The 6,355-nt window shown below is 67.8% G+C and carries 7 protein-coding genes; 2 read left to right on the top strand and 5 right to left on the bottom strand.

Going from position 1 to position 6,355, the window contains the following annotated elements; all coding sequences use genetic code 11:
- Positions 1 to 262 precede the first annotated feature (262 nt).
- The 3 genes from ACFVH5_RS33940 to thyX all read right to left on the bottom strand — a co-directional run bounded on the left by ACFVH5_RS33940 (position 263) and on the right by thyX (position 3,958).
- The gene (locus tag ACFVH5_RS33940; RefSeq protein WP_385837517.1) at positions 263 to 1,948 is read right to left on the bottom strand and encodes a ribonuclease J; all 1,686 of its coding nucleotides are present in this window, start codon (positions 1,946 to 1,948) and stop codon (positions 263 to 265) included.
- A 134-nt stretch (positions 1,949 to 2,082) separates the two neighbouring features.
- Positions 2,083 to 2,982, bottom strand: a complete 900-nt coding sequence (gene dapA / locus ACFVH5_RS33935; protein WP_384814887.1) for a 4-hydroxy-tetrahydrodipicolinate synthase — start codon at positions 2,980 to 2,982, stop codon at positions 2,083 to 2,085.
- A 223-nt stretch (positions 2,983 to 3,205) separates the two neighbouring features.
- Positions 3,206 to 3,958 (bottom strand): FAD-dependent thymidylate synthase, encoded by a 753-nt coding sequence (gene thyX, locus ACFVH5_RS33930; protein WP_385837516.1) that lies wholly within the window; start codon positions 3,956 to 3,958, stop codon positions 3,206 to 3,208.
- A 175-nt stretch (positions 3,959 to 4,133) separates the two neighbouring features.
- Between thyX and ACFVH5_RS33925 the strand changes: the two genes are divergently transcribed.
- Both ACFVH5_RS33925 and ACFVH5_RS33920 read left to right on the top strand, forming a co-directional pair.
- Positions 4,134 to 4,373: a hypothetical protein gene (locus ACFVH5_RS33925; RefSeq protein WP_385837515.1), complete on the top strand. Its 240-nt coding sequence runs from the start codon at positions 4,134 to 4,136 to the stop codon at positions 4,371 to 4,373.
- Positions 4,374 to 4,495: 122 nt separating this feature from the next.
- Positions 4,496 to 5,056, top strand: a complete 561-nt coding sequence (locus ACFVH5_RS33920; protein WP_384814895.1) for a hypothetical protein — start codon at positions 4,496 to 4,498, stop codon at positions 5,054 to 5,056.
- Positions 5,057 to 5,118: 62 nt separating this feature from the next.
- On the opposite strand, the gene ACFVH5_RS33915 is transcribed toward ACFVH5_RS33920, so the two are convergent.
- The gene (locus tag ACFVH5_RS33915) at positions 5,119 to 5,571 is read right to left on the bottom strand and encodes a hypothetical protein (protein ID WP_385837514.1); all 453 of its coding nucleotides are present in this window, start codon (positions 5,569 to 5,571) and stop codon (positions 5,119 to 5,121) included.
- A gap of 5 nt (positions 5,572 to 5,576) precedes the next feature.
- On the bottom strand, positions 5,577 to 6,329 hold the full coding sequence (gene dapB / locus ACFVH5_RS33910; RefSeq protein ID WP_385837513.1) for a 4-hydroxy-tetrahydrodipicolinate reductase: 753 nt from the start codon (positions 6,327 to 6,329) through the stop codon (positions 5,577 to 5,579).
- Positions 6,330 to 6,355 lie beyond the last annotated feature (26 nt).

The following is a 6,355-nucleotide window of genomic DNA, read 5'->3' as shown; positions in this document are numbered from 1 at the left end:
GCTGTCTTGCGTTTCCGACTCTATCAGACCGTTTCCGGTTCCGATTTCCTCGGTGCTTTCCAGGTTTTCGCTTTCGCGTTTCCCTTTCCGGCGATTCCGACTTTATCAGAAGTTCTGAGTCGGAATTCCCGCCCCCTGCGAGGAGGCCCGGACACCAAGTTGTGTCGGGTTCCCGTTCAGGCGGAGCCGTAAACGTACTGGAGCGGAGCGCCCCGATGCAAATCGAGGTGCCCCGCTCCGGGTGTACGTGCTACGAGGTGGCTCAGACCTCGACGACGACCGGCAGGATCATCGGCCGGCGGCGGTAGGTGTCCGAGACCCACTTGCCCAGCGTGCGGCGGATGAGCTGCTGCATCTGGTGGGCTTCGACGACGCCGTCCTGGGCGGACCTCTCCAGGACCTCGACGACCTTCGGGAGGACGGCGCTGAAGGCGGAGTCCTCGATGCCCGAGCCGCGGGCCTGGATGTGCGGCCCTCCGGTGATCTTGCCCGTGCTGGTGTCCAGCACCACGAAGACCGAGATGATCCCCTCGTCACCGAGGATCTTGCGGTCCTTGAGCGTGGGCTCGCCGACATCGCCGACCGAGAGGCCGTCGACGTACACGTAACCCGCCTGGACCTTGCCGGAGATTCTGGCCTTGCCCTCGATGAGGTCGACGACCACGCCGTCCTCGGCGATCACGATCCGGTCGTGCGGGACGCCGGTGAGGGCGCCCAGCTCGGCGTTGGCGCGCAGGTGGCGCCATTCGCCGTGGACCGGCATGAGGTTGCGTGGCTTGCAGATGTTGTAGAAGTACAGGAGCTCGCCGGCCGAGGCGTGGCCGGAGACGTGCACCTTGGCGTTGCCCTTGTGGATGACGTTGGCGCCCCAGCGGGTCAGGCCGTTGATGACGCGGTAGACCGCGTTCTCGTTGCCGGGGATCAGCGACGACGCCAGGATCACGGTGTCGCCCTGGACGATCCGGATCTGGTGGTCCCTGTTGGCCATCCGCGACAGGGCCGCCATCGGCTCGCCCTGGGAGCCGGTGCAGACGAGGACGATCTCGTGTTCCGGGAGGTCGTCCAGTGTCTTGACGTCCACCACGAGGCCTGGCGGGACCTTCAGATAGCCGAGGTCGCGCGCGATGCCCATGTTGCGGACCATCGAGCGGCCGACGAAGGCGACCCGGCGGCCGTACTCGTGGGCGGCGTCGAGGATCTGCTGGATGCGGTGCACATGGCTGGCGAAGCTGGCCACGATGATGCGCTTGCTGGCACCCGCGAAGACCTGGCGCAGCACGTTCGAGATGTCGCGCTCGGGCGGGACGAAGCCCGGGACCTCGGCGTTCGTGGAGTCCGAGAGGAGGAGGTCGATGCCTTCCTCGCTCAGTCGCGCGAAGGCGTGCAGGTCCGTGAGGCGGCCGTCCAGCGGAAGCTGGTCCATCTTGAAGTCGCCGGTGTGGACGACCATGCCCGCGGGGGTGCGGATGGCGACCGCGAGGGCGTCCGGGATGGAGTGGTTGACCGCCACGAACTCGCACTCGAAGGGGCCGATGCGCTCCCGGTGGCCCTCCGCGACCTCAAGCGTGTACGGCCGGATGCGGTGCTCCTGGAGCTTCGCCTCGATGAGAGCGAGGGTCAGCTTGGAGCCGATGAGCGGGATGTCCGGCTTCTCGCGGAGGAGAAAGGGGACACCGCCGATGTGGTCCTCGTGGCCGTGCGTGAGGACGATGCCCTCGATGTCGTCGAGGCGATCCCTGATCGAACTGAAGTCCGGAAGGATCAGGTCGATCCCGGGCTGCTCCTCCTCGGGGAAGAGCACGCCACAGTCGACGATCAGAAGGCGGCCGTCGTACTCGAAGACCGTCATGTTTCGGCCGATTTCGCCGAGGCCACCGAGCGGGGTGACGCGGAGGCCTCCTTGCGGAAGCTTCGGCGGCAGACGGAGTTCCGGATGCGGATGACTCAAAAGACTCTCCTCACCACACGCGCCACGTACCTGGCAGGGCACGTGGCGCGCATGACGTTCGTGCAGTAGCAGTTGTCTGGTGGAGCAGGCGCTCGGCCTGCTTGGTCGTACGTATTCAGTTGTGAAGTCTGTGGTTAGAGCTGTACCCCGCCGGCGGCAAGATCGATCTTGAGTTGCGCGGTCTCCTCGGGCGACAGGCCGACCATGGGCAGGCGCAGCGGTCCGGCGGGCAGGCCCTGCAGGGCGAGCGCGGCCTTGCTGGTCATGACGCCCTGGGTCCGGAACATCCCGGTGAAGACGGGGAGCAGCTTCTGGTGGATCTCGGTCGCCTTCTGCACGTCGCCGCTCGTGTACGCGTCGATCATGGCCCGCAGCTCGGGCGTGACCAGGTGGCCGACCACGGAGACGAAGCCGACCGCGCCCACGGAGAGCAGCGGCAGGTTCAGCATGTCGTCGCCCGAGTACCAGGCGAGGTCGCAGCTGGCGATGGCCCAGCTGGCGCGGCCGAGGTCACCCTTGGCGTCCTTGTTGGCGACGATACGCGGGTGCTCGGCGAGGCGCACCAGGGTCTCGGTGTTGATCGGGACACCACTGCGGCCGGGGATGTCGTAGAGCATGACCGGCAGGCCGGTGGCGTCGGCGATCGCGGTGAAGTTCTGGTAGAGGCCCTCTTGCGGGGGCTTGTTGTAGTACGGCGTCACGGTGAGCAGGCCGTGCGCGCCCGCCTTCTCGGCGTCGCGGGCCAGCTCGATGCTGTGGCGTGTGTCGTTCGTGCCGACGCCCGCGACGACGTGGGCGCGGTCGCCGACGGCCTCCAGGACGGCTCGTACGAGATCCGCTTTCTCCGCGTTGCTGGTGGTCGGGGACTCGCCCGTGGTGCCGTTGACGATCAGGCCGTCGTTGCCTGCGTCCACCAGGTGGGTGGCGAGCCGCTGCGCGCCGTCGAGATCGAGTGCGCCGTCCGCCGCGAAGGGCGTGACCATGGCAGTGAGGACCCGCCCGAAGGGGGTCTGCGGAGTGGAGGTCGGAGCCATGGGTAACACGCTACTCGCTGCTCACCGTGCGGTCTGCCCTCGGGGGAGGCGACAAGTCAGGACAAAAGTGGAACCCGGCACTGCCTGCTCGGGGGTTCAAGCAGTGCCGGGTCCGTTTGATCAGGCTAGATGAACTTGTTGAAATGCCGCAATACGGACACTTCGCCTGGCCGACCCGTACAGATGTGCCCGCTGGCGTGTCCGACAGGGCGATCGGGGTGCGTCACGGGGCCACGCGCCCGTTCGTGTTGAAGGCCGCGTACGTGAGGGGCATGAGCCGGGCCCACTCCGCCTCCATCTTCTCGCCGACCATCTCGATCTCCCGCTGCGGGAAGGACGGGACCCTGGCCAGCTCGTGCTGGGTGCGCAGGCCGAGGAAGTGCATCAGCGAGCGGGCGTTGCACGTCGCGTACATCGAGGAGAACAGGCCCACCGGGAGGACCGCACGGGCGACCTCGCGGGCCACTCCTTCGGCAAGCAACTTTTGGTAGGCGCTATACGCCTGCTGGTACGAGTCCCCCAGAACGCGGCTAACCGTCGCGTGCTGGGACGGGGTCCCCTCAGTGAAGACGTACTTCCCCGGACGGCCCTCTTGGATGAGCTTGCGTGACTCGTCGGGAACGTAGAAGACGGGCTGCAACTCGCGATAGCGACCTGACTCCTCGTTGTACGACCAGCCAACCCTGTGCCGCATGAACTCACGAAAAACGAAGATCGGGGCGCTAATGAGGAAGGTCATCGAGTTGTGCTCAAAAGGGCTGCCGTGACGGTCACGCATCAAGTAGTTGATCAAGCCCTTGGACCGCTCAGGGTCCTTGTGCAGTTCTTCGATGGACTCCTCGCCGACCGTCGAGACACGGGCAGCGAACAGGACGTCGGTATCCGATGCGCTGGATTTCACCAGCTCAACAGTGACATCGTCACGCAAAGTGACGTCGATAGTTGAGGCAGGCTTGGAGTCGTCGGCGGTAGTCACAGTGGGTCCTTCCGGTCACATCTCAGGAGCGGCGCCCACTCTACGGGGGTCCTTTTGCGGGGCAGCCAGTGCCTTGCCGCAACAAAGTCAGGGAAACATGGCACCATTTCGGACACTCGCTCGTCTGCACTGATAACAGTGATTTGTTCGAGTCTTCAGAGGAGAAGCGCACCCCATGTTCCGTCGGCGCGAGCCAGTACCGTTCGCCTTCATCGCCGAAGCCGACCAGTTCCGCAGCAATGTCGCTCCCCCACCACGCCGGCGTGCCTCCGCCTCGGAGCTGGTCGGCCGATGGCTGATAGGCCTGACCGTGGTCGCGGGCCTCGCGGGCTCCCTGCTCATCGGGCTGCCCGCCCTCTCGGCCGACGTCTCCCCCGGAAGCACGCAGCAGTCCGACGCGTCCTCGGGCCGCTGACCCTTCCCCACGGGCCCCGTGGCCGGTCAGTACCCTCATGGACCCCCGCGGGTGGTGGGCGGAGATCGGGCTAGGTAGCCTCACCGGGCATAGTCCATGCGTGGATTGAGTGAGGATCAGTCGTGCCCCTGCCCTTTCTGACCGCCGATCGCGCTTTCGAAGAGGCCGGCGAGGATCTCGCGCTGCCGTTCGACGACCGCGACCAGTGGCGGCGTCCCTACCGGCCCGGCCCGTGGCGGGTCGGCGCGGCCGCGCTTCTGCTGCTGCTCGCCTCGTACGTGCTGTTCGCGGCGGTCATCATCTCCGTGGCCGGCAACGCGTCCGGGGGCACGGTGTGCCTGGCCCTCGCCGCGGTGGTCATCGCGGGTGCCCTGCGTCTGCTGCGGATGGGCGCGTGGGTGAGCGCCGGCGGACTGCGCCGGGTGCGATTCCTGCACACGACCACGACACCGTGGGCGCATGTCATGGTCGTACGGACCGTGCAGCAGCCGGTGCGCTGGCTCGGGCTCCCGCGGACCGTACAGGGGCAGGCGCTCGTCCTCGTCCGTGGCGGCCACTCCGGCAATGAGACGACTCCCCTGCTGACCACGCACAACGCGGACTTCCTGGGGCGCCCCGAGGCCTTCGACCGGGCCGCGGACGGTGTCGAGGTCTGGGCGGACGAGTACCGACAGCACGCGTAAACGCTCTGACGACGAAGGGGCCGGTCCGCTGATGCGGGCCGGCCCCTTCGTCGTCACCTCGTTCAGGCGCGTACGGGCTTGCCGTCGTGGAGGGCGATCGCGTGCTGCATCGCCTTGCGGGCCCGTGGGGTGTCACGGGCGTCGTGGTAGGCGACCGCCAGCCGGAACCAGCTGCGCCAGTCGTCGGGGGCGTCCTCCGTCTCGGCCTTGCGGCGGGCGAAGACCTCGTCGGCGGAGTCGCGGTCGATACGGCCGGCCGGGGTACGCGCCAGCTCGTCGACGGGCAGCCCGCCCTCGGCGTCCAGCTCGGTGGCGAGCCGGTTGGCGCGCTGCACGAACTGGGTGTTCTTCCAGAGGAACCAGACGCCGATCACCGGCAGGATCAGGACGGCGACACCGAAGGCGACGGTGAGCAGCGTGCCGTGCTGGATGAGCATCACCCCGCGGCTGCCGACCAGGACGAAGTAGACGACCAGGACGGCGGCCGTGACGGCGTACGTGATTTTCGCGGCCATGGCGGTTACTTCAGATCCAGGAAGTGTTCCAGGCCGAAGGTGAGGCCCGGGGTGTCCACGACACGACGTACGCCGAGCAGGATGCCCGGCATGAAGCTGCTGTGGTGGAGGGAGTCGTGGCGGATCGTGAGGGTCTCGCCCTCGCCGCCGAGCAGTACCTCCTGGTGGGCCAGGAGGCCGCGCAGCCGGACCGAGTGCACCGGGACGCCGTCGACGTCCGCGCCGCGGGCGCCGTCCAGACCCGTCGCCGTCGCGTCGGGCTGCGCGGCGCTGCCCGCCTTCTGCCGGGCGGCGGCGATGAGCTGCGCGGTGCGGGTGGCGGTGCCGCTGGGGGCGTCCACCTTCTTCGGGTGGTGCAGTTCGATGACCTCGACGGACTCGAAGTACGGCGCGGCCACCTCCGCGAACTTCATGGTGAGGACCGCGCCGATGGAGAAGTTCGGGGCGATGAGCACGCCCGTCCCCGGTGCGGCGGCCAGCGAGGCGGTCAGCTGTGCGAGGCGCTCGTCGGTCCAGCCCGTCGTACCGACCACGGCGTGGATGCCGTGGCGGACGCAGAAGCCGAGGTTGTCCATCACCGAGTCGGGGGTGGTGAGTTCGACGACGACCTGGGCGCCGGTGTCGGTCAGGGCCTCCAGGGAGTCCCCGCGCCCGAGGGCGGCCACCAGCTCCAGGTCCTCGGCGGCCTCGACGGCCCGGACCGCCTCCGATCCGATACGCCCCTTGGCGCCGAGGACCGCCACGCGCAGCTTGCTCATGTTCTCGATTCCTTTACGTGTGCCGC

Origin of the sequence: Streptomyces sp. NPDC127119, assembly GCF_042677425.1 — a bacterium.
In the GTDB taxonomy this organism is placed as follows: Bacteria; Actinomycetota; Actinomycetes; order Streptomycetales; family Streptomycetaceae; genus Streptomyces.
This window is presented reverse-complemented; position numbering and strand designations above follow the sequence as displayed.